The organism is Paenibacillus sp. 2TAB23 (assembly GCF_052115165.1).
In the GTDB taxonomy this organism is placed as follows: domain Bacteria; phylum Bacillota; class Bacilli; order Paenibacillales; family Paenibacillaceae; genus Pristimantibacillus.
In genome coordinates this window covers 294,181-317,956 of sequence record NZ_JBFRGD010000006.1, presented here as the reverse complement: position 1 = coordinate 317,956, position 23,776 = coordinate 294,181, and the positions used below count along the sequence as shown (strand labels likewise).

The 23,776-nt window shown below is 48.0% G+C and carries 15 protein-coding genes; 13 read left to right on the top strand and 2 right to left on the bottom strand.

Features of this window, described 5'->3' with window-relative positions; genetic code table 11:
• Window positions 1-9: 9 nt before the first annotated feature.
• The 6 genes from AB4Z29_RS12040 to sigK all read left to right on the top strand — a co-directional run bounded on the left by AB4Z29_RS12040 (window position 10) and on the right by sigK (window position 11,043).
• The gene (locus tag AB4Z29_RS12040; protein WP_441943284.1) at window positions 10-1,749 is read left to right on the top strand and encodes an extracellular solute-binding protein; all 1,740 of its coding nucleotides are present in this window, start codon (window positions 10-12) and stop codon (window positions 1,747-1,749) included.
• 83 nt (window positions 1,750-1,832) lie between these two features.
• Entirely contained in the window at window positions 1,833-2,915 is a 1,083-nt protein-coding gene (locus AB4Z29_RS12035; protein WP_441943283.1) for a glycoside hydrolase family 99-like domain-containing protein, read from the top strand.
• 29 nt (window positions 2,916-2,944) lie between these two features.
• The gene (locus tag AB4Z29_RS12030) at window positions 2,945-7,255 is read left to right on the top strand and encodes a discoidin domain-containing protein (protein WP_441943282.1); all 4,311 of its coding nucleotides are present in this window, start codon (window positions 2,945-2,947) and stop codon (window positions 7,253-7,255) included.
• A 25-nt stretch (window positions 7,256-7,280) separates the two neighbouring features.
• The gene (locus AB4Z29_RS12025) at window positions 7,281-8,378 is read left to right on the top strand and encodes an SGNH/GDSL hydrolase family protein (RefSeq protein WP_441943281.1); all 1,098 of its coding nucleotides are present in this window, start codon (window positions 7,281-7,283) and stop codon (window positions 8,376-8,378) included.
• A 23-nt stretch (window positions 8,379-8,401) separates the two neighbouring features.
• Entirely contained in the window at window positions 8,402-10,369 is a 1,968-nt protein-coding gene (locus tag AB4Z29_RS12020; RefSeq protein WP_441943280.1) for a beta-L-arabinofuranosidase domain-containing protein, read from the top strand.
• A 164-nt stretch (window positions 10,370-10,533) separates the two neighbouring features.
• Window positions 10,534-11,043, top strand: a complete 510-nt coding sequence (gene sigK, locus AB4Z29_RS12015; RefSeq protein ID WP_441943306.1) for an RNA polymerase sporulation sigma factor SigK — start codon at window positions 10,534-10,536, stop codon at window positions 11,041-11,043.
• 611 nt (window positions 11,044-11,654) lie between these two features.
• Here sigK and AB4Z29_RS12010 read toward each other — a convergent pair.
• Window positions 11,655-13,037: an alpha-glucosidase/alpha-galactosidase gene (locus AB4Z29_RS12010; protein WP_441943279.1), complete on the bottom strand. Its 1,383-nt coding sequence runs from the start codon at window positions 13,035-13,037 to the stop codon at window positions 11,655-11,657.
• Between the two features lie 145 nt (window positions 13,038-13,182).
• The gene (locus AB4Z29_RS12005) at window positions 13,183-14,055 is read right to left on the bottom strand and encodes a helix-turn-helix domain-containing protein (protein WP_441943278.1); all 873 of its coding nucleotides are present in this window, start codon (window positions 14,053-14,055) and stop codon (window positions 13,183-13,185) included.
• Window positions 14,056-14,202: 147 nt separating this feature from the next.
• Between AB4Z29_RS12005 and AB4Z29_RS12000 the strand changes: the two genes are divergently transcribed.
• The 7 genes from AB4Z29_RS12000 to AB4Z29_RS11970 all read left to right on the top strand — a co-directional run bounded on the left by AB4Z29_RS12000 (window position 14,203) and on the right by AB4Z29_RS11970 (window position 23,756).
• Complete coding sequence (locus AB4Z29_RS12000; protein WP_441943277.1) at window positions 14,203-15,162, top strand: acetylxylan esterase; 960 nt, start codon at window positions 14,203-14,205, stop codon at window positions 15,160-15,162.
• 85 nt (window positions 15,163-15,247) lie between these two features.
• Window positions 15,248-16,999 carry a sensor histidine kinase gene (locus AB4Z29_RS11995; protein WP_441943276.1) on the top strand — a complete coding sequence of 584 codons (1,752 nt, stop codon included), beginning with the start codon at window positions 15,248-15,250 and terminating at the stop codon, window positions 16,997-16,999.
• Between the two features lie 2 nt (window positions 17,000-17,001).
• Window positions 17,002-18,666 (top strand): response regulator transcription factor, encoded by a 1,665-nt coding sequence (locus AB4Z29_RS11990; protein ID WP_441943275.1) that lies wholly within the window; start codon window positions 17,002-17,004, stop codon window positions 18,664-18,666.
• A gap of 94 nt (window positions 18,667-18,760) precedes the next feature.
• Window positions 18,761-20,449 (top strand): extracellular solute-binding protein, encoded by a 1,689-nt coding sequence (locus AB4Z29_RS11985; RefSeq protein WP_441943274.1) that lies wholly within the window; start codon window positions 18,761-18,763, stop codon window positions 20,447-20,449.
• Between the two features lie 92 nt (window positions 20,450-20,541).
• Complete coding sequence (locus tag AB4Z29_RS11980) at window positions 20,542-21,441, top strand: ABC transporter permease (protein ID WP_441943305.1); 900 nt, start codon at window positions 20,542-20,544, stop codon at window positions 21,439-21,441.
• Between the two features lie 16 nt (window positions 21,442-21,457).
• Window positions 21,458-22,339, top strand: coding sequence for a carbohydrate ABC transporter permease (locus AB4Z29_RS11975; protein ID WP_139993401.1), 882 nt, complete (start codon window positions 21,458-21,460; stop codon window positions 22,337-22,339).
• Between the two features lies 1 nt (window position 22,340).
• Window positions 22,341-23,756: a GH32 C-terminal domain-containing protein gene (locus AB4Z29_RS11970; protein WP_441943273.1), complete on the top strand. Its 1,416-nt coding sequence runs from the start codon at window positions 22,341-22,343 to the stop codon at window positions 23,754-23,756.
• Window positions 23,757-23,776: the final 20 nt, after the last annotated feature.

Below are 23,776 nucleotides of genomic sequence, written 5' to 3'. Positions count from 1 at the left end.
GGTATGGGTATGAAGAGGCGAATGGGAAAATTGTCAACTGTGATCCTTATTGCTGCACTCGCGTTTAACACTGCGTGCGCAAGTAACAATCGCGAACAGAAAAACAATAACGCAGGTGAACAAGCGCCAACTAATCAAGGAGAGACAGTCGCTCAGGAAAATCCGAGGGAAAAAGTAGGCTTGTCATTCTGGGCAGCGGAATTGTGGGCCAGTTCCCCGCCAGGACGTCAGGAAGATCCGATTATGAAGCATATCGAAGAGAAGTTTAATATCGAACTCGATATGGAAACCCAGCCATCCGATGAGAAGCTGGCAGCCATTCTCGCGACTAACGATTTGAAAGATATTATGGTTATTCCCAAGAAAAATTTTGATCAGATGAAAAGCCTGGTTATTGATATGGAACCGCTTCTCGAAAAATATGGACAAGACATTAAAAAGAACATCAGTCCGGAAACGATTTCTTATTATAAAGAAATGTTCGGAGACGGGCAATTGAAATTCCTTGGTTCCGAAATCAGCACGGACGGCCCCGTATTACCTGAAACGATTTGGGCGGGTCCCTATGTAAGATGGGATTATTACAAAGAGCTCGGTTACCCGGCAATAGAAACGCCCGATGATTATATCAAGGTTGTCGCAGAGATGAAAAAGCTTCATCCCAATAATGAGGATGGAAAGCCTTACCATGGGTTCTCATTATGGTTGGACTGGGGCTACGGAATACTGGCCGATCACTGGAACGTAAGACGTCAAGGAGCAGAGGTTATAGGCGGACTGACGAATATTCTTCAGATCGACAGAGAGTCCTTCGAATACTTCAACAAATACACGAATGAAAACTCGGGATTCTGGGCTGATCTTGATTTCTGGAATAAGGCCAACAAAGCGGGGCTCATTGATCCGGACAGTTGGACGCAAAAGTATGATCAGGCTGTCCAGAAATATAATACCGGGCAGGTACTTGCCACCTATATTAACTGGGTGATTGGCGGATCAAACTCTTATTTGCAATCCAAGAAAATCTACGACAAAGGTTGGACCGCAGACAATCCAATTCCTATGAGTGGAGAAAACTATTATTACAATACGGCAAACAAAGGACAAAACTTTGTGTATGCCATCAGCAAAGACTCAAAAAATCCAGAAAGAGCAATGGAATTGATCAACTACCTCTATTCTGTTGAAGGCGTGCTTACGATTATTAATGGAATCGAAGGACAGGATTGGGTAAATGAGAACGGCGAGTTTAAGTATACAGATACTTATTTCGAGAACGAGAAAGACGCCGAAAACGCCTTGAAGTTTGGATATCGGAAATATGCGAACCAATCCGGACTGGATATAACGGGATTCATCCCTGACACCAAGAATCCACTTGATTTCAGAAATAATCAATCCTACATGAAGATCCAGCTGGAAAAGCCCGAAAATGCGCTGAAAAAGGAAATTACTTCGTACTACAATGCGGAATTTCCGAACAAGATACCGCCCACAGGCCAAGATTAYGGCAAAACACGCATAGCAGAACTTTCTCCGTTGCTGCCGCCTAACGAGCCGGATGAGATAAAGCTGATTTCGGACCGTATCGTCAATTATCTGAACCAGGAGGTCATCAAGCTGATTCTTGCGGATGACTTCGTCGCTCACAAAGCGAAGATCATCAAAGAACTTGAGAGGCTGGGGATTGACAAGGTTTACGCTTTCTGGGACGGGGAAATGAAGAAGGCCCTCTCGGAGCTTAACTGATTATTAACCTTCATACAAAGATAGGCAAAAGGAGAACTCCTCTTACAAAAGGCGGAGTTCTCCTAATAAGGAGGGCGGTACATTTGGCAAACGACGGGATTCGGGATTACAGCAGCCAGCCCATACAACCTATTCGGATTGAAACGGGTAAATACCTGGTCGGGGCACAAGTATGCAATCTGTGGAACAGCTCTTCCGCATGGGAGAAAATCAAACCTTTTATAGATCGAAAGCCTATACTAGGTTGGTATGATGAGGCGGACCCTCGCATCATTGATTGGGAGATACAATTTGCGTTAGAGCATGGCGTTCACTTCTTTATGAATTGTTGGTATCGATCCAAAAATAATTTGGGGAAGCGTCCGATTACGGCCGAATACGATCATTGGCTAAGAGGTCTGGAACACAGCAGGTACGGGGAACAAATGAAATTTATGATCATGTGGGAGAACGCAAACGACATCGCTTCCGGAGTGGATTCTGAAAGCGATCTCATTGAAAATCTGCTGCCATATTGGGTGGAAAAGTACTTTTCCAGATCCAATTACCTTGTTCTGGATGGAAAGCCGGTTCTATCGATTTACAATATCGGTTTGCTGGTCGAGCAGCTAGGTGGAAGTCTTCCTGCTGCAAGAGCGATCGAGAATATGCGTAAGCGCTGTATAGAGGCTGGATTTCAAGGTTTGATCCTTTTCGGTCAATATTGCTGGGGGCCGATAACAGAGCGGAATCAGCTTATGAAAGATATCGGTCTGGATTACAGCTTCTCGTATCATTGGCCTACGTTTGCAGATGGCTCTACCAATCTCGGAGCGGAATTTTTCGGTGACAATCCCGATTCCATTATTCTCGCGCAGAAGAAATGCTGGGAAGAACAGTCCCTGGGGGCTGTTCCTAATATCGTGACGTGTTCCATGGGATGGGATTCGGAACCGTGGGGTCATTCTTGCACAGACCAAACGTGGCGCCTTGAACCCAGTGATTTTCAAAGATTATGCGAAACGGCTAGACAGGAGCTTGATACCCGGCACGGCGGCGGGTTGGAAAGTACGATAATTCTGCTGGATAACTGGAATGAATACGGAGAAGGGCATTATATCTTTCCAACCGAAAAATATGGATTTTCCTATTTGGAAGCTGTACGTGAAGCTTTCAGGACAGTTTAGAAGCGAATATGCGGAAGGGGATGGGATTTTTGTATCGAAAACGAATGAACAAAATCACAGTTTGTATTTTAATCCTTTCAATTTTCTTGCCGTGTTTGGGCATTATCGGTCTGGAAGAGAATAAAGTTGAGGCATCAGAAACGATAAATGATGAGAACGGGTATGCCAATATAGCGCTGGGAAGCCGGGCCGACTCCTCCTCTCACCTGGGGATCAATACCGCAGTTAAAGCAATAGATGGCGATCTTAACACAGGATGGGTTGCAGCAAATGCAGCATTTCCTCAATCCATTATTCTTGATTTGGATGCGATCACTACGCTGGGAGCAGTGAAACAGCATTTTCAGACAGATACCACTTGGTACTACAGAATTGAAGGTTCCAATCAAAATACGCCTAACAATTGGTCCTGGTCCGTTCTGGTTGACCGTACTCAAACCAGTGTTAACGGCAGCATAATAGAAGAAAATGTACAGGGTAGGTACAGATTTATCAAGCTTGTGATTACCGGTTCTGGAGACGGGAGCCCGGCAAGCAGCATGGAGTTCGAAGTCAAAGGCGAACCCTATGTTCAGCCCCGGGATCTGGTTCCGACCCCGGTTCCTGTCGATACCGGTGACAAAATCGTAGTGGCACAGTCGTGCAACTTATGGGGAAGCAGATATTTTTGGGAAAGCACGAACCCCGTTCTTTATCCGGAGCGTACACCCCTCATGGGTTATTATGACGAGAATTACGACGTGTCGACAGATTGGCAGATCAAGATGGCTGTGGAAAACGGCATAGACGGTTTGTTTTCATGCTGGTTTAGACAAAAAGGAAATGGGGGCAAAGCCCCGGTTATGTCCTCCTTTGATGGCTTGACGCACTCCTTGGCCAACAGCGCTCAGCATAGAGACTATTTGAAATGGGCCATACAATGGGAAAATTCCAATGATTCCGCCGACGGTGTCTCGGACATCAATGATTTCCTGAACAATGTGGTCCCCTTCTGGATAGAGGAGTATTTCTCCAAATCCAATTATCTGAAAGTTGAAGGTAAGCCAATAGTATCGATCTACAGCTTGTCCAAGTTCATCAGCGATGTCGGTGGCGAAGAGAATGCCAAAAATGCCATTACTCAATTCCGCCAGGCAGTGGCGGTTGCCGGCTATCCTGGCGTTATCCTGATGACAGCCGAGAACACGAATACAACACAAAGTTTCGCTGCCGCTAAAGAGATCGGAATCGATTATATTTATTCCTATCACATCCCGACCTTTATGGACACGTATCCAACTGACGCGAACATCACGTCTGAGAGTTATGTCCAGTCTCACATCGATTCGTGGAATAATTTCGATTATAACAGCGAAGTTCCCTATATTATGACTGTATCAAGCGGCTGGGATGCACGGCCGTGGGGCACGCCTGCACCTGTATGGGAGATCCCCCCGAATTTGTATGAAGGACTTTTGGACGAAGCGAAAACCAGAATGAATGCGAAATCCGATGGAAATTTGAGCGGCAAATTGCTATTTCTCGACAACTGGAATGAGTATGCCGAAGGCCATTATATCGCCCCTACAGAAAAGTATGGTTTCGATTACATTAATGCAATTAGAACAATTTTTTCCGACGCGACAACCGAACCGGATAATCTGTTCCCAAACAAAAATCAGATTCCGCAGTTGCTTACCATTAAGCATGCTACAAGTTTGACTGTAACAACTGGAAATGGAGCAGACACCATTCCCCAGCCTTATGGAACATTGCAAATGGACTATCAAGCAGAGCCACTGGGTGATAACGGTTTTATGTCCGTCAAGTGGGAAGTTTACGAGATGGATGGGGTCACGCCTACAACTAAGGCTTCCATATCTGGCGACGGTCTGCTAACGGCTAAGTCAAACGGTCAGGTGAAAGTGGTAGTGACGGACAACGGTCAGCCGGAATTAAAGGGTGAAAAAGTCATTACAATCAGCAATCAGCCTGAGAACCTTGCGCGGGGGAAAACGGTAACCGCCTCTACCTATGCCGATTATGGCGCGGCAGGAATCTACTATCCATCCAACGCAGTTGACGGCAATATGGATAGCTGGTGGCTTGTAGATGGCGTGCAATATCCATCTTGGTTACAGGTTGATCTTGGAGAGCCAAAAGCTCTCGGTACAATTATTCAGTATGCGGCAGTGTCCCAAACCTATAAATTTAAAATAGAGGGTTCATTAGACGGTGAAAACTGGGTGTTGATGGTCGACCGCAGCATAGTAGGTGTCACCGGGGATAAGATCACGGAAACGGTCAATGGGAGCTATCGGTATGTAAAAATGACGTTTCTTCAAGCCAATGCCTGGCCGTCCAGCAAAGAGTTTGAAATCTATAGCAGTACTGGTGAAGTCATCCCGGACAATATCCCCGTAGCTGCCATTGAAGTTACGGGCGAGGGAGGAACGAATGAAATCACGTTAAACGGGCAGAGTTTGCAGATGATTGCCGATGTTTTGCCTGCAAATGCAACAAACAAAGCCGTTGCATGGTCTGTCTGGGCAGAAGACGGCCAATCGCCGACGGAAGTGGCATTTATAGATAACACCGGGCTTCTCTATCCCAATAAAAACGGAACGGTTCTCGTTCGTGCGGAGGCTGGAGATGGTTCGGGAGTAATGGGTACCGTTCCGGTCAATATCACCGGGCAGAAAGTGAATCTCGCATACAAAAAACAGTCAACCGCTTCGGAATACGCCAATTACGGAGGAGATGCGGTATTCTCCCCAGATCTTGCCGTAGATGGAAATCCTGAGACAAGATGGCTGGTGGATGGGGTAAAGTATCCATCATGGCTTGAAGTCGATCTCGGTGAGAAGTATTCCCTGACTCATGTCTACCAATGGTTTGCGGACACGGATACCAAGACCTACAAATACAAGATCGAAGGTTCGGCGAACGGTTCGGATTGGGTGACCCTTGTTGATCGAACGAATGATGGCAAGCAAGGTCCAATGATTACCGAAGAAGTAGAAGGAATCTACCGATATGTACGAATGACACTCACCGATGCCAACGCTTGGCCGAGTAGCAGAGAGTTTAAAGTATGGGGAGAAGCTTTGCCGCCAAGTGAAGGAGGAACGCTTACTGGCGTTCCCGGTGACCCGATAAAACCTACCGATGTTAAGCTAGGTAACAGCGATCTTCAAGTTACTGTAACTAGAGAAAAGAATAACAATAATCAAACAGTGGTCAGATTGGCGGTGACTGCGGACGTCCTCGCGCAAGCTTTCTCCTTGAGTAAACAATCTTCACTCGTACTCGATGTAAAGAACACGGATCCTGTGGTCAAGGTTGATATTCCGGCTTCGGCTCTTCTTGATACGGCAGAGAAATGGTCCGATGCAGGCTTACTAGTTAAGGTGGCTGACGCCAGCTATCTACTTCCTGCAAAGATAGCTAAAAATGTTCCAAGGGATACGAAGATCACCATTACGATTACAAAATTAGCCGAAGAAATGGCGGATGCTATTAAAAGCCGAGTTGCAAAAATGGGATCCATGCAGATGTTGGCAAGTCCTGTACAGTTCAGAGTCGAATACGATGGGAAAGAAGTCACGGATTTCAACGGTAACTATATCAGTCGAACACTTTCGTTTGCTGCCGCTTCGGATATTTCGAAAGTGACGGCCGTATGGGTTGATGACGATAACGGCTTGCATTTTATGCCTTCGGTCATTTCTCGTAAAGATGATCGTTTTGAGATAACGATATATTCCCCTCATAACGGGATTTACACGGTAATCGAATCGGAGAGATCCTTTAACGATCTTGTTGGACACTGGGCTGCAGAGGACGTCAATTTGCTGGCAAACAAACTTATTGTTAATGGGATGACCAATAAGGAATTTGTACCTGATGCAAGTATTACAAGGGCACAGTTCGCGGAACTGCTCGTACGATCCCTTGGTTTGTCCACTACTGTAACGGATTTGAATTTCTCGGATGTTAGCGAAGGGACTTGGTACTCCGGTTCGGTCGGAGCAGCCAGTAAGGCAGGGGTAATCCATGGTTATGAAGACGGTTCTTTTCGACCGTACGACACCATCACACGCGAGCAGATAGCTGTGATGATTGCGCGAGCGATAGAGTTTACCGGTAAAACGGTCAATCCGGCGGAATCTGTTCTTGACCCATTCGAAGATCAGGGAGACATTTCCCATTGGGCGTTGGAATCGGCAGCAATCACCGGATATGCAAATATTATGCAAGGTTTGTCGGATTCCACATTTTCTCCAAAGGAAGAAGCGACACGAGCTCAAGCAGTCACCATACTGAAGCGGATGCTTCAATATTTGCAATTTATCAATTAAGAGGCTGAACGCGGGGTGTATATGGTTGAATGAATTTACAAATAGAAATGTATTATCGCATGTTTGGCGTTCTTTAAATGAAGGGGAAATAACGATCGGCTTTTTGGGCGGCTCAATAACGGACGGGAGGCCCCGTAACAACTGGCCCGAACCGGTTGCCGCATGGTTTAGCGAACAATTTCCTTCCGCTAAAATATGCATTGAGAACGCGGCTATTGGGGCTACTGGCAGCGATTTGGCGGTGTTTAGAGCGCAACGAGATATCATTGACCGTGGATGTGATTTGGTGTTTATCGAATATGCGGTTAATGATCTATTTGTTGGATCCGAGCAGAGAAATAAAACAAGGGAAACGCTGATCAGGTCTATCCTTGCCAATGGGAATTGCGATGTCATTCTTGTATACACCTACCATCAGGATATGTATACAGCCATGATGCAAGCAGAATTGCCGGCATCCGTAGCGGAATTCGAACAACTGGCGGAGCATTATGGAATCGGGTCTGTGTGGGTGGGGCTCCATGCTTTGAACGAACTCAAAAGAGGGAGATTCAGCTGGGAAGAATGGCTGCCTGACGGACTTCACCCATCGATACGGGGCAGTTTGAGCTATGCCCAAGGTGTGATCGCATTTCTTGAGACGGAGAGTGCAAGATACATCCAAGCTGAATCGCAAGCTGCTCCGACATCATTGCCAGTACCCATGTTTGAGGGATTATGGCATTCAGTATCTCTTCTTTCTCTGAAAGCCGCATATATTGAAGGTCCCTGGGTACTCAAAAGGTGGCTGCATCACGTCTGGATCGATCAAGTGCTTGAAACTTCGGCAGTGGGAGCAAAGCTTTCGTTCACCTTTTATGGGAAAGGTCTGGCATTAGGTATGGATTTTGGTTGGAAGACGGCTGAATTTAACTACCGGATTGATGATTCGGAGTGGGTTTTCTCAGACCGTGCAAGGCCGGAGTGGCTGTCGGATGATGGTCTATTTTCTTTCTATCTTGTTTCGGACTCGTTGCAAGAAAGCGATCATCGGTTTGAGTTGGAAGTGGTACATGGAAATACCCCTAATTGTAAAGGGACAAATTTCCGGCTTGGTTTTATCGGCGTTATAAGGAATTTATAAAATGCTTTAAGGAGTGTTGGCAGATGAAGTTGAAGATAACGGATCGTTTAACGCCATCCATTGACGGAAGCGTACGTATTGAAGGATATTTGGGGCAAAGAATAGCCGCCTGTATTCACAACGGCGTCATGGCCGCCAACCATGCTTTATTCCAGATCCCGTTTCGGGATAAAACGGATGAAGGCGGTAGTTGGGGAGGGGAATTTTGGGGCAAATGGTTTACCTCCGCAGTACTGGCCTATCAGATCGAACAAACTGATCATCACGGGGCGATTTTGGCTGACGCAGTTCAGGGTTTGATAGATACACAGTCGGAGAATGGCCGCATCAGCAGCTATGAGAACGATTTTGGGGACTGGGATATTTGGGGAAGAAAGTATGCCTTGCTTGGACTGATCGCCTACTATGATTTGACCGGAAAACAGGAGGTATTGCAAGCGGCTGTTTTAGCTACGGACGAGCTTATTCGGATATCCGGTCCCGGCCAAAAAAAGCTGACGGAAACGGGGCTCTCGCTCTTGGAGGCATTATCGTCTTGTTCCATCTTGGAGCCTGTCGTATTGTTATTTCTGCGAACAAGTGATCAGAAATACCTGGATTTCGCCGAGTACCTCGTTTCGCTTTGGAGCGAGCCAAGCATTTACAATCCGAACGGAATCCGGCTTATCGAGGATGCCATTGCGGGAATTGAACCCTTAAAAATTGCATCACCTAAAGGTTACGAGATGATGTCCTGTTATGAAGGCGTGTGCGAATTGTACCGGGCTACAGGAAAACAAGGGTACCTTGAAGCTGCAATCAAATTTGCCGATTTGGTAAGGGAAAAGGAAACGATGATCGTAGGTTCCGGTTCCAGCGGCGAATTGTGGTGCGACGGGGCTAAAAGACAGACTGAACTGCTGGAACAGCCTATGGAGACCTGTGTCACAACAACCTGGATCAAATATTGCTACCAGTTGCTGCGTCTTACAGGTGATCCGAAATGGGCAGATGAAATGGAAAATACGCTATACAATGCATTGCTCAGCGCAATGGTTCCGAGCGGCAACTGGTGGGCCTATTTTTCGCCATTGGCAGGGGAACGCGTGCCTAGTCATATGCAGGTTCCACTCGTGCAGTGCAGTTGCTGCTCGGCGAATGGTCCGCGCGGATTCCTTACGGTACCCGGTTGGGCGGTCATGAACGATGATTCTGGTATAGCCATAAATTTATATTATCAAGGGAATTGGAGTGGAAGAGTAAGCAATGGAGTCGAAGTCAGCTTTGAGATGGAGACAGTCTATCCCGAACCGGACATAATTAGAATCAAGGTAAAGCAGAGTGAAAGCTGCTCCTATACGATAAAGCTTCGTATTCCAGCATGGAGCCGACAAAACGAGCTTCAAGTAAACGGCGTGCGGATTGCCTGCATACCCGGGACGTATACGGAAATCCACAGAGAATGGAAATCGGGGGATGTAATTCATCTGAAGCTGGATTTAAGAGGACGTGTGATTACGGCGCCGGGGAGTATAAACCATAAAGCCATTATGGTGGGACCGATTGTACTTGCGTTAGACAGCCGACTTTCCGAAGCGGAGAAGCATGTCAGTCTTTGGCTCGATCATGAACATATGGAGCGAAAGCACAATCAAGACTGGAACATTGATTATGTTCTCCTAAATAACTGTTCCGATGAAGAAACCTATATTGATCTTGTGTCTGTTGCATCAAAGCCCGAGGGGGTATGGATGGCTTTTGAGGTACCTTTCCTTATCAGGCCAACTCATTTCGTCGGACATAAAGAAAGCAAGCTGGTTATGTGTGATTATGCATCCGCGGGTAATGAGTTCAGTGAATCAAATCTATTCAGGGTTTGGCTGCCCCAGCCATTATTCATGGAACAAGCGTTTCCGGAAGGGACTTGGCATATTCTCGTTCATTCCGAGGATCGGCCAGAGATTCCCGACGGAACACGGCAACTGAAACAAACGGGATTATTGAGTTTGTAGTCTTGGAATTTGATATATGCAGGAATTAAATGGAACATCGAGAAACGTGGAGAAAGGTAAGAGACAAGGATTCAAATCCTCTCAACCTACTTCTACGATTAGTTTGAGATTAGATTGCAATGACTCATAAGAATTTCTAAATAAAGACATCGGGTTGAGTACACATTGTCAAAAAATTCGACAATACCGGGGAGGATCTCGAGGACTTGATCTCAATCGGCACGATTGGATTGATCAAGGCAATCGAGAGCTTCCAAACCGGAAAAGGCACGAAGCTCGCGACGTTCGCGGCTCGTTGTATCGAGAATGAAATACTTATGCATCTGCGGTCTTTGAAGAAGACTCGGAAGGACGTTTCTTTGCATGACCCAATTGGTACGGATAAGGAAGGCAACGAAATTACGTTAATCGATATCCTCGGTACCGAAGCGGACGATATTGTGGATAAGGTGCAGCTGAAGATTGAGAAGAGCAAAATATATAAAAATCTGGATATATTCGATGACCGCGAGAAGGAAGTTGTCATTGGCCGCTTTGGGCTGGAACATGGCGGGGATGAGCGGACGCAGCGGGAGATTGCTAAGGAGCTGGGGATCTCGCGGAGTTATGTTTCGCGGATTGAGAAGAGGGCGCTGATGAAGCTTTATCATGAGTTTTATAAGGCGAAGAAGTGATACTATGGGCATGGACCATATCAATGGAAGCGATGAGGTCATGGGTTCGATCCCCCTAATCTCCACCGAACATGAACCGACGACCATAACTCTTGCGTGGTCAAGACCCCATTTAGCGGACAATGAAAAAACACCTAAGCAGCATGCTGGCGCCGATAAGCAATCGGCGTCAGTTTTTTGGTTTTCTTTACGGTCTAGACTCGTTAAAAATGTGATATTCATATCAATTCGCCTTTATGCATCTTCGTTACTTCGTATTTGGCCTCAGATGTGACGATTCTCGTCGATATATTCCTCTTGCCCACCACGTCGGTCCATAAAGCCAAACTCGCCTAACTTCCGATACGTCCTTATCCACACTTTCACCTGACATATGTCTGCTATCCCTAGCACTCCACAACGTGGAGTCTGACTGCTTCCAATCGCAAACTCATCGTAAATCGTTTGAACTTCTGTCTCTTTACCGGCATAAAAAATGCACCCCTAGCATTTCATCGGATAAACCAGGCGTTTAATCCAATGTCTATTCTAAAGGGTGCACTTCAATTCATTATGAAAGAATATCGGTCTTTTTTAGGCTGGAAATAAAATATGAGTGTCTAGTTTAGAACCTAAACGAATGATTTATTAAGGGTTTGCGGCTGAGGAAGGTCAGCCCAGGTACGGTTTTCGCCATTGAACTGTGGCAGCCATGGTGCTAGTGCATCCAGCATTTCGTCAACCATGCTCCATACCTGCTCGGTGCTGCAGATTGCTGCTGTTAACGGATCGTGCAGAACGGCCTGCTTCACCAGTTCGCGATTACCGGTTAAAGCAGCTTCTACGGCCATCTCCTGAACGCTGATGCTGGCACGGCAGGTAGCCGCGCAAGCAAGCGGGAGATCTCCAATCCAGGTAGGCGCAATACCGTTCCGGTCTACGTAACAGGGAATTTCAATCGTACTGTGATCCGGCAGGTTAGTGATTAGTCCCTTATTCTCAATGTTAAAGTTGCCACGGTATACCCGGCCGGTCTCCAGTGCCTCAATAATGTATGAACCGTGTTCCTCCGAACGCTGGCCGAGCGGAATAGACTCTAATTCCCCGTTTAACCACTTCGGATACATCGCTTTATAATCCTCCAGACGGGTCCGGCAATGCTCCAAATATCCCGCGGTTACCCCGCCAATCCATTCTTTGTCGTTAATCCACTTGTCCATGTCAGCCGATTTCTTGCGGTACCACGGCAAATATTCGCTTAAATGCCCGTTTGATTCGGTGGAATAATAGCCGAACCGTCTAAGGACGTCTATACGACAGGGTTCAGTTTGCGGAAGTGTCGGATGGTTCTCGAACGCTTCGAGCAGCCTTGGCAGCATATCTTGCCCCTTATGGGTAAGTTTGACGAACCATGTCTGATGGTTGATACCGGCGCAAACCTGATCCAATTCCTCCTGCGGTAGCCCCAGCGCTTCGGCGATTTGCTCATGGCCGTGCTGCACGCCATGGCATAAACCGACGACTCGGACACCGCCCGCGCGGCGAACGGCCCAGGTGTTCATGGCCATAGGATTCGAGTAATTGAGCAGCAGTGCATCGGGAGCCAGCTCTCGCATGTCGCGGGCAATGTCAAGCAGTACCGGAATCGTGCGGAGTGCGAAGAAGATGCCTCCAGGCCCCAATGTATCCCCTACGCATTGCTCGACACCGTATTTTAAAGGAATTTCAATATCGTGTCGGTAAGCCTCAAGCCCCCCTACGCGAGCTAGGCAAATAACATAATCAGCATCCTTAATCGCTTCTCTTTGGTCTAGCGTAGGCACTAGTGTGACCGCCTTCAATCCATTGATATCTAGCATATGCCGACTGAGCGTTGTAACCATGTCTAGATTTTCCTTATCAATGTCCATTAACCGGAATTCGGTATCACGGAACTCCGGAACGGCCATGAGATCCATAATTAGTCTGCGGGTAAAACCGATACTGCCTGCGCCAATCATTGCTATTTTCAACATTTGCAAACACCTCCGTATAAAATAATTGCTCTATAATTCCTTTCGGGAATAATCATAGATCCATATATGAAGGGAGTAAATAGCAATATCTTTTCACCATAGTCTAACAATATTGCTCATTAATCAGAGAGTGTTGCCATTCCAATTAATCGATGAAGAGATGGTTAGCCGGAATGTCGTCGTCCGTGTTTTCTCTGAATTGCTGCGGAGAATCTCCCATCATCCTGCGGAATACTTTGCCGAAATAGCTGCTGTTATCGAATCCGGTGGCGGCGGCAATCGAAGCTACGGATTGATTAGTTTGACGAAGCAGCTTGGAGGCTTCCTCAATGCGAATTTTGGTCAGTTGGTAAATAGGGGTCACGCCGGTGCTCTTGACGAAAAGTCTGCAAAAATGATATTTGGAGGTGCCCGCCGCCTCTGCGATTTCTTCCAGCGTAAGGAACCTGTGATATTGGCCTTCCATAAATTTTATTGCTGCGGCTACCGAAGCAGGAATGGGTTGACCAGCTTCAGGTTTGCCATCGATAATTCGGTGGCAGGCGACAATCCATTCATAGAGGCGGACGGAGATATCGTATTTATCCTGCAGCGTCTTCTCGTTGGCGCTCTGCATCATCTCCCAAAGCAAGGCGATCGGCTGTGCATTCGGTTTTAAGGAAATGACAGGTCCGTTGGTTTCGATGATTTTGTTCCAATGGGCAAAAACATGCGAGCCTGTCGCGGTTAAAAATATGAATTCCCAAGGCGTTTTGGATTCTGAACGGTAGTAATAATGATGATTGCCCGGAATTCGAACAAAAAAACCGTGGTTCTTCGGCACGGTGTAATGTTTGCCGTCGTATACCAAGTGTCCTTCTCCCGAGAGTGTATATTGAAAAACCACAAACTTATCGTCACGCGCCAATCCGTTCCAGCTATAGCTTTCGTTCACGGTGCTTTCCCAGCCGATTGTTCGAATAGCCATTAAAGGATTGGATTGATCGGAATAGCGAAATCCGAAGTTTGTTCTAAGCAAAATAATACTACCTCCTTCTCAATATTTTTCTATTGAATTCAGCGCTAATATGCCGTAAATTCGGAATGAAGATGAAAGTTGATTGTTAATATTGTACTACACGAAACATATGAATGCTTTTAAAAAATGCCAGAGGTGATGATAGACATGCCGCTTATTGATATGCCGCTCGATCAATTGAAGACCTATAGAGGGAGTAATCCGCGCCCTTCGGATTTTAACGTATATTGGGATAATGCGCTTAAGGAGATGAGAGCGCTGGATCCGCAGCTCGAGCTCGTCGAAAGCGAGTTTCAGGTTCCGTATGCGGACTGCTTTCACCTTTATTTTACGGGTGCGGGAGGGGCTCGGATTCATGCCAAATATGTAAGGCCAAAGCATGCGGTTAAGCCTCATCCCGCGATTTTGCAATTTCACGGCTACGCGCATCATTCCGGCGATTGGGCGGATAAACTCATTTACGCGTCCCTAGGCTTTTCCATCGTAGCAATGGATTGCAGGGGACAAGGCGGGCTGTCTGAGGATATAGGAGGCGTGAAGGGAACGACCTTTAAGGGACATCTCATTCGCGGATTGGATGATCATCCCGACCGGTTGCTGTTCCGTGATATCTACCTCGATACGGCCCAATTGGCCGGTATCGTCATGGCGTTGCCGGAAGTAGATGCGAGCCGTGTTGGCGCGACCGGAGGTTCGCAAGGCGGCGGGCTTGCGCTGGCATGCGGAGCGTTGGAGCCCAGGCTGAATCGGATTGCAGCTAGCGTGCCGTTTTTGAGCGATTATAAGCGGGTATGGGAAATGGATCTGGCAAGGGATGCTTATGAGGAAATAAGAACCTTTTTTCGTCATCACGACCCTCAGCATCTTAGGGAAGAAGAAATATTTACGAGACTTGGCTACATTGATGTCCAGCATTTGGCGGAGCGAATCCGTGGCGAGGTTATGATGGGCGTCGGTCTGCTGGATACGGTATGCCCTCCTTCTACACAGTTCGCTGCTTACAATAAGATTGTCTCAAAAAAGCAATTGGAGATTTATCCGGATTTCGTGCATGAGCGGTTACCCGGCTTCGAGGATCAAGTGATCCGTTTTATGCTTGAGATGTAAGAGGGGCTTATTGCCTCTCTTTTTGTTGTCTGACGGAAGACGGACGAGGTATGATTTAGTTAGCGAACTACGAGGGGGAAACCTGATGATAAAATTAATGAAATCGCTTACAATTTATCCGAAGCTCGTCTTGTCCTTTTTGCTTATGATCATTCCCATCTACGTTTCCAGCCTCATGATGAATCAATCCGGCCAAGACGTCGTTCAGAAACAAATATCCGAGTCAATGGCCTCTCGCGTCCACTTTTACATGACGTCCCTTGAAACCGAGCTAGCTCGGTTGACGAGGCTAAAGCTGGAATATGTGAACGACGATGACCTGTTGACGCTGGGGACGGTAGCGGAAAGACTGAATGATTTTGAACGTTCCCGTACGATACTAGCGGTGAAAAACAAACTCTACTTGCTCAAAAGCTCCAGCCCTTTCGTAAAGAACGTGCAGCTCTATATACCGGCTCTGGGTAGGAGCATAAATGCAAACAATTACGATGACACGATTCCGGAGGAAGAACTGAATGCCATTCTCGATCCGGTCAATATGAACTCCCCGATCTTCAGCCTACAGAACAAACTGCTTCTAAGCGGAGTATATCCGGATGCGGTATACGTGAATCGACAGCCTGTGTTGGCCATGGAGATCGAGCTTTCCTTGCCAGAGATTGAACGAACGCTCTCCAGCATGGCTGGCGGCGAACAAGGTGGAGGAGCAGCGTGGGTGAACGCCGATCTTCGGTGGCAAGTTTCTTCCGGCATTGAGGGGAAGCTGCTGGAGGAGTTTACCGATACGCTTCGGTCACAGCATGAAGAAGCACAGAAAGATCCAGGACAATTCATGTTGGACTTGAATGGCATCTCTTATTTCGTCGCGCATGAGTATTCATCCGTGCTGGATACGACGCTTGCTGTATTCGTTCCGGCGAAGACGGTGCTTCAGCCGCTCAACAAGCATCGCGACTGGATATGGATTGTCTCTTTCGTTTCCTTGCTGTTAACCGTTATTTTCTCGTATTGGATACACAGGCTTATTCATAAGCCCATCAAGCGGTTGATCGGATCATTTCGCAAGGTCGAGAAAGGTGACCTGAGCGTGAGGATCTATCATCGGAACCAAGACGAGTTTCATTATCTATACAATCAATACAACAATATGCTTGAGCGCATACAAGTGCTGGTTCATGAGGTATATGAGCAGCAAATTCGGTCCCAGCAATCTGAGCTAAAGCAGCTGCAATCGCAGATTAACCCTCATTTTTTTTATAATAGTTTCTTTATTCTGCAGGGGCTCGTGAGGATGAGAGAACATGAACTGGCGGATCGGATGTTCCATTATCTAGGAAGCTACTTCCAGTTCATTACCCGCAGCGGGGCGGAAAGCGTTCCGCTCATAATGGAGATGAGGCATGCCGTTTCCTATGTTGAAATTCAGAAGATCCGCTTCTCCGGTACGGTTGAGGTTGAGCTTGGCGAGGTGCCGGAAGCATGGGAGAGAGTCATGGTTCCGCGCCTAATCGTGCAGCCATTAATTGAAAATGCCTATATGTATGGGCTCGAGAACAAAATCAACGGCGGAAAGCTGCGAATTCGGTTTCGCGAAGCCACAGAGATCGAGCTGCATATCGAAGTGGAGGATAACGGCGATTCACTGGACGAGGAACAATTGATTCGTTTGCAGAAATCGCTAGCTTCCTCGGACCGTGCCATGGAGACGACCGGAATACTTAACGTGCATCGCAGGCTGCAATTGAAATTTGGGCAGAATTGCGGTTTAAGCGTTTCGCGAAGTGAGTTGGGCGGACTAAAGACACAGATCGCCATTCGTAGATTGAAGGAGGATTAAATATGCTTAGGCTGTTAATTGTCGATAATGAGCGATTGATCGTGGAGAGCCTGCTGGATTTGTTCAGCCAATCAGGCAAGCTGGAAATGGAAGTATTCGGTGCCTATTCCGGCGCGGAGGCTTTGGCTGCGCTCGGCCGAATGAAAGTGGATATCGTTCTTTCTGATATTCGAATGCCGGGAATGGATGGCCTCGAGCTGCAAAAGGAGATTGTCAGGCAATGGCCTTGGTGCAAAATCATATTTTTGAGCGGTTATGACGACTTTGATTATATTCAACAGGTGCTGCGCAACGGCGGCGTGGACTACCTTCTGAAAACGGAAGGCCATGATGCCATTCTACGGTCGGTAGAGCGGGCTGCTGCTCTATTGTTTGAGGCAGTGGAATCCAAGCAGTTGATTCGCAATGCGGAGCGCCAAATAAAACTTGCGAGGCCTTTGCTTCTGAATAGCTACATGCTGGATGTCATTCAAGGAGACTCGGATTCGCTTAGGAAGCTGGAGCAAAGATTCGTAGAACTTCAAGTCCCGCTTAGCTCGAAGGGCAAGGTACTGCTAGTTATCGGGCGTGTAGACGACTGGCGTGATGAGTTTAGCAACGGGGATAGGGATCTTATGCTGTATGCGATCCAGAACATAGCCGAAGAATATTTCGGGAAATCGACAAATTGCTTAACGGTGAGTTACGAGAGAAATAAGCTGCTATTGATTCTTCAACCGCTGGATCGCGGCGAAGCAGAGAACTGGACGGTCCGATTCGTCCAAGGCACAATCGATACGATTCAAATGGCTTGCAAGCAGCTTCTTAAGCTGTGCGTTTCATTTGCAGCGGCTGGAGAAATGAGGTCGTGGGAACGAGCCCCGGAGCAGTTTAGTGCATTGAAACGATTGCTCGGCCGGGGACTAGGCATGGGCAAAGAGCTGATTTTGTTGGATGGGCAAGGCTCCAAAGGGGGGGCCCCGGAAACGGAGGTCCAAACTCATGAGGTCCGCAGCCAGCTGGAGAAGCTCGGTACATTAGCGGTCTATTTGGAAAATGGGCAAAGACAACATTTCCACACAGAGTACAGCAAACTCATGGGAGTGGTTCGAGGAGCCATGAAAACGGATGACTCTCTAAAGCTGGAAATTTATTACTCTCTCGTTTCTCTCTTCCTGTCCTATATGAACCGCTGGGGCTTGCATGCCGAAATAAGCGCGACGATGGATATGAGCAAGCTGGCAAGGTACGATGCGCATCGCTCCTGGGACGAAGCGGATGACTATCTGTCGCTGCTGTCGGAGAGGTTGTTCGAGCAGAAGCATAACGACCAGATTTACCAGGAAGACGATTTAATCAAGCATGTTCAATTGTACGTGGAGCATAATCTCGCAGGCGATTTGTCTTTAACCCGCATTGGCGAGGTCGTGGGCTACAATCCTTATTATTTAACGAGGCTATATAAACGAATCACGAACGAATCGCTGACCGATTTCATAACGGACGCTCGGCTCGCGAGGGCGCAAAAGCTGCTAGCGCAAGGGCAGATGATCGTTCAGGATATTTCCAAAGCGATCGGCTTCATGACGGAGCAATCCTTCTACCGTTTTTTTAAGAAAGAAACGAATTTGACTCCCCAGGAGTATAGGGACCGGCATGAGATATCCAAAAAGGATAATCGAAAGTGAAAATCGGCGAGTAGAGAGCACGGATTTGAAGCGCCTATAATTAGGCTAGCAGAGCGGGATGAAGCATCTGTATATGATCATAGGGGGTAAGCATATGAAACAAAAGAGCTTTAGTATGCTGTTGACAAGCGTGCTGGTGTTTACGCTTGTTCTTACGGCCTGCAGTAACGGAGCGAATGAAAAGCCGGCGAACACGGATGGAGCGTCGCAGCCGGGTGAATCCCAGGGAGAATCTTTAGAAAAAGGAGATCCGTTCGAGAAATACGATCCGCCCGTGGAGCTTCATATCGCACGTCCAGTGGATCAAACGTGGACATATCCGCAAGGCGACAGTATCGACAATAATGTTTGGTACCGGGAGTATGAGAGTCTGCTTGGCATAAAGGTTGTGCATGACTGGACGGCTCTTGCCAGCGAATATAACCGAAAGCTGAACGTGTCGATCGCATCGGGGAGCTTGCCGGAGGTGTTCTCTGTATCAGCGAGCCAACTGAAGCAGCTGGCGGACGCTGGTCAATTGGAGGATTTGACGGGAGCTTATGAGAAGTATGCTTCCGACCATACGAAGGAGCTTCAAATGGGAGATGGAGGTGCTGCGCTCGCTTCGGCTACGTTCGGAGGCAAGCTGCTTGCCATTCCGGTCGTAAATGCCCCGATCTATGAGCCGAACCTGCTGTGGGTGCGAACGGATTGGTTAGAAAAACTTAACTTGCCCGAGCCTAAAACGATTGAGGATGTATTTGCAATATCGGAAGCGTTTACAAATAAGGACCCAGACGAGAATAGCAAGAATGATACGTTTGGCATAGCGATTAACAATTATTTGTACGGCCCGATTACGTCCATTACCGGGTTCTCCAACGCCTATCATGCCTATCCCCAAACCTGGATAAAAGACGACGGCGGCAAGGTGAGCTATGGCTCCGTTCAGCCAGAGATGAAGCAAGTGCTTGCCAAGCTGCAGGAAATGTATAAAGGCGGGCAGCTGGATCGGGAATTCGGCGTAAAGGACGGCAACAAAGTGGCAGAAGACATTGCCGCCAACAAGTTTGGCATGGCATTTGGAGCGAATTGGAATCCGTATGTGTTCTACGATGCCGTTAAGAAAAACCCGGGTATGGAATGGAAACCATATCCTGTGCCATCAATAGACGAGATGCCGACGAAGGCAAGCGCAGGATTCTCGGCCAGCGGATATGTCGTCGTACGCAAAGGGTTCAAGCATCCGGAAGCGGTCGTCAAAATGTTGAACCTGCACGAAGAAGTCGTTCATGGATCAAGAAGGAACGAAGGCAAATTTATTACGGTTGAAGAGGGCGGGGAACGAATCAACACCTCTAGGCTCTCGATCGTTCAATCAGGCGTGTCCAATCAAGGCGTGCTGGATTCACTCGCGCTGCTGCGGGAAGCCATCAAAAACGAGGACGAGAGCCTGCTGAAAGATGCGCTGACGGAAACGGATAAATACGGTCCTACCGTTGATTATCTGAAGACCGGCAATATGGAAAATTGGGCAGTTGCGCACCAATACTTCGGCTTTGAGGCCACTATGGATAACTATACCGGCGACAGACTGCTGATGACGGCTTTCGGAGGGCAGACGCAGACCATGACGGATAAGTGGGCTACGCTCGACAAGCTGGAGAAAGAAACGTTTACCAAAATCATTATGGGAGCTGCATCGGTTGACGAATTTGATACCTTCGTCGAGGACTGGAACAAGCTTGGCGGAGAGCAGATTCTGCAAGAAATCAATGACTGGTTATCCTCGCAGAAGCAATAAGCAGGAGAAATAGATTGAGGTTTGGCGAAGGGGAAGATGGAGGATTGTCATCCTCCCCTTCAAACGTTTGGAAGGGTGGTGCACAGAGAGAAATGAAAGCTGCGAAATGGATGCGGGAGCTGCCGTTGCATCTGCTGCTGTTGCCGGGGCTTGTCCTGGTTCTTATTTATTGTTATGTCCCCATGTTGGGGGTAGTTATCGCTTTCCAAAAGTTTACGATATTCAGCGGTTGGTTCGGTTCTCCTTGGATCGGATTTGACAATTTTAAATTTGTGCTGGATATGCCGAACACGGGGCAAGTAGTATGGAATACGATTTTCATCGCCTGTATGAAGATCATTGCAGGATTATTCGTGCCGATCCTCATTGCGATATTGTTAAATGAGGTTACCCGTTCATCCATCAAACGGGGGGTACAAACGCTCATCTATCTGCCCCATTTCTTGTCATGGGTCATTCTCGGAGGCATTCTGATCGATCTGTTGTCCCCGTCAGAAGGGATCGTGAACGCGCTCCTGGGCAAGCTCGGGGTAGAACCCATATTCTTTCTGGCAGATAACCGATGGTTTCCGGCGGTGCTCATTTTCTCGGACGTTTGGAAGGAGTTTGGCTTCAGCACCATTGTGTATTTAGCGGCGATTACGAGCGTCAATCCAACGCTCTACGAAGCAGCAGTCATGGATGGAGCGAACAGATGGAAGCAGACCCTGCATATTACGCTGCCCGGCATGATGCCGATTATCGTCCTTATGGTGACCTTGAGCCTTGGAAATGTGCTGAATGCGGGGTTTGACCAAGTATTCAATCTTTCTAATCCGCTCGTATATGAGAGCGGTGATATTTTGGATACGATGATCTACCGGATCGCGTTTAACGATGCACAGTACGGAGTAGCAACGGCTGTAGGCTTGTTTAAGTCCGTCGTTTCCTTTCTGCTGATTTCGGTGTCCTACTGGCTGGCTTACCGGTTCGCGAATTACCGAATTTTCTAGAGAGGAGAGACCCAAAGTGCAGCATATTTCCTGGAGCAGACGCCTGTTCCTAGCCGTAAATTCATCGTTTCTGATTTTTTTGGCTTTCCTATGCTTTCTTCCGTTGATTCACGTGATGGCGGTTTCCTTTAGCGACAGCGCCGCGGTAGCTGCCGGACAGGTAACCTTCTGGCCGGTCGACTTCTCGCTTAAGTCTTACGATTTCATTATAAGCCGGCCGGAATTTATCCGTTCGCTTGGTATCACCGTCGAGAGAGTGGTGCTTGGCACCTTTATTAATATGATGCTGACGATCATGATCGCCTACCCCTTGTCCAAGGAAGCGAGGTCGTTTCGCTTCCGTACGGGCTATGTCTGGATTTTCGTATTTACGATTCTGTTCAGTGGCGGCCTGGTACCTTGGTATATGACCATCAAAAATACTGGGCTGCTGGATTCGATCTGGGCGCTCGTCATTCCTGGTGCCGTTCCCGTGTTTAACGTCATTCTGCTGCTCAATTTCTTCCGTGGACTTCCCAAAGAGCTTGAGGAATCCTGCTTTATAGACGGAGCGGGACATGTAAGAACCTTGTGGAGCATCTATGTGCCTTTGTCCCTGCCCGGGCTTGCGACCGTTGGATTGTTTACAATCGTCGGGCATTGGAATGGTTGGTTCGACGGCCTTATTCTCATGAATAAACCGGAGCATTACCCCTTATCGTCCTATTTGCAGACGATCATTATCAATTTCGATTTCTCGCAGGTGAAGCAGGAGGATATCCACAAGCTGTCGCAAATATCCACGCGCACATCCAAGGCGGCGCAAATTATTGTAGGTGCCTTGCCGATATTGCTGGTTTACCCTTTTTTGCAAAAGTACTTTGTCAAAGGAATCGTGTTAGGGAGCGTGAAGGAATAGCATGGGTAATTTCTTTTATAAACCGGAGGATGGCTGGCTGGCTGATGTCATACCGTTTCATGAAGACGGGGAGTTCAAGCTGCTTTATTTGAAGGATTGGCGGGATAAGGAAACGTTTGGCGAAGGCACGCCGTGGTTTCTGATTGGCACGAAGGATTTTGTCACCTATACGGAGTATGGCGAGGTGCTTCCAAGAGGAGGGGAAACGGAGCAGGACCTCTATATCTATACGGGATGTCTGCTGAAAGTCGGCGAGGTGTACCATATTTTCTATACCGGCAACAATTTTCATTATCCGTCTCAAGGCAAGAAGCAGCAGGCGGTTATGCATGCGGTCAGCAGCGATATGATTCATTGGGAGAAAATACCCGAAGATGCTTTTTATGCGCCTGCGGACCGGTATGAGGAGCATGATTGGCGAGATCCATTCGTGTTCTGGAATGAAGAAGCGGGTGAATATTGGATGCTGCTGGCCGCCCGGTTAAAGGAGGGGCCTTCCAAACGCCGCGGCTGCGTTGCTTTATGCGCCTCGAAGGATTTGAAGAGCTGGGAGGTTAGGGAGCCGTTCTGGGCTCCTTCCTTGTACACGACGCACGAATGCCCGGAACTGTTCAAGATCGGGAAATGGTGGTATCTGGTCTATTCCACATTCTCCGACCGCACGGTGACCCATTACCGCATGAGCGAGTCGCTGCAGGGCCCGTGGATTGCGCCAGAGAACGATGGCTTTGACACTCGGGCCTTCTACGCGGCTAAGACGTGGACCGACGGAGAGAGGCGATACGCATTCGGATGGAATCCGACGAGAGAAGGGGAACATGATGGCGGGACTTGGCAGTGGGGAGGCAGTCTTGTCGTTCACGAAATCGTTCAGCAAGGCGACGGAACCTTGCTGGTAAAGGTGCCTGAAACCGTAAATGCGGCATGGACCCGTGAGAGGCCATTCTCTTTCACGGAAGCTCTTGGCCGCTGGGAGTTGGAAGGGGCAAGAGCCGCTGCCGAGGCTGAGGACTCCTTTGCCTGCGCCTATGCCGGAGTACTGCCCACGCAATGCAAACTCACGGTGAATGTTGCATTTGGCGCGAACACACGCGGCTGCGGAATTATTGTGCGGGCGGACGAACAGCTGGAGCAGGGCTATATGATTCGGCTGGAGCCGGGAAGGAACCGAATTGTGCTGGATCAGTGGCCAAGAAAGGGGGATGTTCCTTACGTCGTCGGCATGGAAAGGCCGGTGGAGCTCGTGCCGGGCACCGATTACGAACTTCGCGTGTTTCTTGACGGAACGGTGTGCGTGGTTTACGTGAACGATGCGATTGCTTTGAGTACGCGGTTATACGATTGTCAGAAAGGGGGGTGGGGAGTATTCGTTAGCGAGGGAAGCGCTAGCTTCCAGACAAGGTTGCTTGAGTCTTAACGACGGAGAAGCAGGTATCA

Bases quoted from the DNA above. Each gene is read 5' to 3' on its own strand.
- AB4Z29_RS11980 (WP_441943305.1), top strand. From the start codon at position 20,542: ATGAAAGCTGCGAAATGGATGCGGGAGCTGCCGTTGCATCTGCTGCTG.
- AB4Z29_RS12020 (WP_441943280.1), top strand. From the start codon at position 8,402: ATGAAGTTGAAGATAACGGATCGTTTAACGCCATCCATTGACGGAAGC.
- AB4Z29_RS11995 (WP_441943276.1), top strand. From the start codon at position 15,248: ATGATAAAATTAATGAAATCGCTTACAATTTATCCGAAGCTCGTCTTG.
- AB4Z29_RS11970 (WP_441943273.1), top strand. From the start codon at position 22,341: ATGGGTAATTTCTTTTATAAACCGGAGGATGGCTGGCTGGCTGATGTC.
- AB4Z29_RS12010 (WP_441943279.1), bottom strand. From the start codon at position 13,037: ATGTTGAAAATAGCAATGATTGGCGCAGGCAGTATCGGTTTTACCCGC.
- AB4Z29_RS11990 (WP_441943275.1), top strand. From the start codon at position 17,002: ATGCTTAGGCTGTTAATTGTCGATAATGAGCGATTGATCGTGGAGAGC.
- AB4Z29_RS11985 (WP_441943274.1), top strand. From the start codon at position 18,761: ATGAAACAAAAGAGCTTTAGTATGCTGTTGACAAGCGTGCTGGTGTTT.
- AB4Z29_RS12000 (WP_441943277.1), top strand. From the start codon at position 14,203: ATGCCGCTTATTGATATGCCGCTCGATCAATTGAAGACCTATAGAGGG.